The following is a 2249-nucleotide window of genomic DNA, read 5'->3' as shown; positions in this document are numbered from 1 at the left end:
CGCCCGAGGAGCCGAGCGAACGCATCGGGTATCCGGTGCCGTCCCAGAAGTTGAACCCGCCGGCCAGCCGCACGCCCCGGGCGTTCGGCGCCCACACGGTGAAGCGGGTGCCGGTCACGCCCTGGTGTGTCATGGGCTCGGCGCCCAGCGCCCGCCACAGCTGCTCGTGCCGGCCCTCGCCGATCAGATGCAGGTCCAGCTCGCCGAGCGCGGGCAGGAAACCGTAGGGATCGGCCGTCTCGTGCACGGTGTCCGCGTACTCGACCAGCAGCGTGTACGCCGGGACCGTCGCGTGCGGCAGCACCGCCGAGAAGAGGCCGTCGCCCTCGTGGGCCAGCCCGCTGCGCGCCCCGTCGGCCAGCACGCTCACCGCGCGGGCGAAGGGGCGCAGCGCCCGGAAGAGGGTGCCGCCCGGCACGGGGTGCGCGCCCAGCAGGGCGTGCGGATCGTGGTGGGCGCCCGCGAGGAGCCGCTCGCGGTCGGCCGGATCCAGCGGGCGGACCGCGGGCGACACGGGGCCCGACGGCTCGGGGAGCGAGGTGTCGCGCAGTGCCATGGTGTCAGCCTCCCCTGACGGCGAGCCGCTCGATCGCGGCCATGGGAACGGGCAGCCAGTCCGGACGGTGCCGGGCCTCGTACACGGCCTCGTACACCGCGCGGTCGGTCTCGTGGGCGCGCAGCAGCGCGTGCTTGTGGCGCGGGTCCCAGCCGGCCCGGTCGGCATAGCCCGCGCAGTAGGCCTCCCGGCAGCGGTGGGCCCACTGCGGACGCCAGGGGCGCCGCTGCCGGGCCGCGTAGTCGAAGGAGCGCAGCATGCCGGCCACGTCCCGCACCGGGGACTGTGCGCTGCGCCGCTCGGCGAGCGGGCGCGAGGGCTCGCCCTCGAAGTCGATGACGAACCAGTCCCGTCCGGCCCGCAGCACCTGCCCTAGGTGCAGGTCGCCGTGGATGCGCTGGGCGGGCGGCTCGGCGTCGTGGCCGTCCAGCGCGCCGAACGCGGTGCGCAGCCCCGGGACGAAGGGCGCGAGGGCCGGCACACAGCGCGCGGCGGCCTCCAGGCGGGCGGTCATCGCCGCCACCGTATGGCCGTTCTCGCCGCTGCCCGCGGACGGGATGGCGGTGCCGAGCGCCAGGTGCACATCGGCCGTGGCCTGCCCCAACTCGTAGGCCTGCGTGGTGAAGTCGTCCCCCGCGGCGAGCGCGCGCAGCGCCAGCGTCCAGCCGTCGGCGGCGTCCGGCAGGAACGGCTGGAGCACCCCCAGCGTGGCCGGCCGCGGTTCGGTCGTCCGGAACCAGGCGACGGGCGCGGGCACCCGGGCGCAGCCCTGCGCGGCCAGCGCCCCCGGCACCTCCAGGTCCGGATTGATGCCGGGCTCCACCCGGCGGAACACCTTCAGGATGTACGCATCGCCGTACACCAGCGAGGAGTTGGACTGCTCCGCGGTCAGCAGCCGTGGCGCGAGCCCGCCGGGCAGGGACACGGCCGGGTCCGCCTCGAAGCGCAGCGGGCCTGCCGCGCCCGGCCGCCGCAGCCGCTCCAGGAGCAGTGCGGCCGAGCGCGGGTCGTGCAGCGCGTCGTAGAGTGCGGCACCCGCGAGCGGGCCTTCCCGCACCCGGCCGATGAACGCCCGGTCCAGGTGCGGCGCCAGATGCTTGCGCACGCCGAGCAGCAACTGGTAGCAGGCGCCGGCCGGGGGCGTGCCGCCGGGCGCGGGGACGCCGCCCTGCCCGGTCTCCACCAGCAGATGCAGACAGCCCGGGAACAGCTCGGTCGTGGACAGCACGGCGAGATCCGTGACGGGCCGGTCCCGGCCCGCGAACCAGCGCTGCCGGGGCAGCCATTCGCTCAGCAGTCCGACCAGGGAGGCCATCGGCCGGTCGGGGCCGGCCGCGCCGCGCGGCCGGAGCGAAACGGTCTTCGGCATGGTCAGGCGTCCTTTCCTCGGCGCCACGCGCTCAGCGGCGTCGGCCGATGCGGGATGCGACTCGGGAGAGCCGGAACCAGTAGAAGCCGTGGCCCGCGAGGGTGAGGAGATAGGGGAGTTCACCGATGGCGGGGAAGCGCACTCCGCCGACGAGCTCGACGGGGTGCCGTCCCTCGTGGTCCCGCAGGTCGAGTTCGGTCGGCTGTGCGAAGCGGGAGAAGTTGTGTACGCAGAGGACGAGGTCGTCGTCGTGTTCGCGGAGGAAGGCGATGACTGCGGGGTTGGTGGAGTCGAGTTCGGTGTAGGTGCCGAGTCCGAAGGCGG

3 protein-coding genes are annotated in these 2249 nt (G+C 75.1%); all 3 read right to left on the bottom strand.

The window, feature by feature from the left end:
• The coding region (locus CTZ28_RS46225; protein ID WP_472926683.1) for a GlgB N-terminal domain-containing protein at nucleotides 1-556 on the bottom strand (556 nt) is incomplete at its 3' end.
• Nucleotides 557-560: 4 nt separating this feature from the next.
• Complete coding sequence (locus CTZ28_RS46220; protein ID WP_121895940.1) at nucleotides 561-1925, bottom strand: maltokinase N-terminal cap-like domain-containing protein; 1365 nt, start codon at nucleotides 1923-1925, stop codon at nucleotides 561-563.
• A gap of 31 nt (nucleotides 1926-1956) precedes the next feature.
• Nucleotides 1957-2249 (bottom strand): alpha-glucosidase C-terminal domain-containing protein (locus CTZ28_RS46215; protein ID WP_183154922.1); only part of this gene is annotated, 293 nt, incomplete at its 5' end.

This window comes from Streptomyces shenzhenensis (assembly GCF_003688995.1).
GTDB lineage: Bacteria > Actinomycetota > Actinomycetes > Streptomycetales > Streptomycetaceae > Streptomyces > Streptomyces shenzhenensis_A.
This window is presented reverse-complemented; position numbering and strand designations above follow the sequence as displayed.

Bases quoted from the DNA above. Each gene is read 5' to 3' on its own strand.
- CTZ28_RS46220 (WP_121895940.1), bottom strand. From the start codon at position 1,925: ATGCCGAAGACCGTTTCGCTCCGGCCGCGCGGCGCGGCCGGCCCCGAC.